The 341-nt window shown below is 54.0% G+C and carries 1 pseudogene; it reads left to right on the top strand.

The features are described from left to right. A pseudogene (locus LZP73_RS19530) lies at positions 1 to 341 on the top strand (hypothetical protein); the annotation flags it as partial.

Raw genomic sequence — 341 nt, 5'->3', positions numbered from 1 at the left:
GAAGTCAAGGTCAGCATCAAGTCCGATATGAAAGATGCGCTGCGCGAAGAGACACAGTTCTGGCTGGTGACGCCAAAGGCCTCGTTGGCAGGTGTCTCCGGGCTGGACGCCCTCGTCGGTGGTAATTATATCGGCATGATGCCGGGTAAAGGTAAAGAGCAGGATCACTTTGTCGCACTCGACACCCAACCGAAATATCGGCTGGACAATGGCGATCTGATGATCCACCTGCAAGCCCCCGATCTCGGTTCACTGAGCAGTGGTTCATTGGTCTATTTCCGCAAGATCCCGGTGGGAAAAGTCTACGACTATGCCATCAATCCCAACAAGCAAGGCGTGGT

Source organism: Shewanella sp. AS16, from assembly GCF_021412365.1.
Classification (GTDB): domain Bacteria; phylum Pseudomonadota; class Gammaproteobacteria; order Enterobacterales; family Shewanellaceae; genus Shewanella; species Shewanella salipaludis.
Note: the sequence above shows the minus strand (reverse complement) of the source record. Positions and strands in the feature narration are given on the sequence as shown.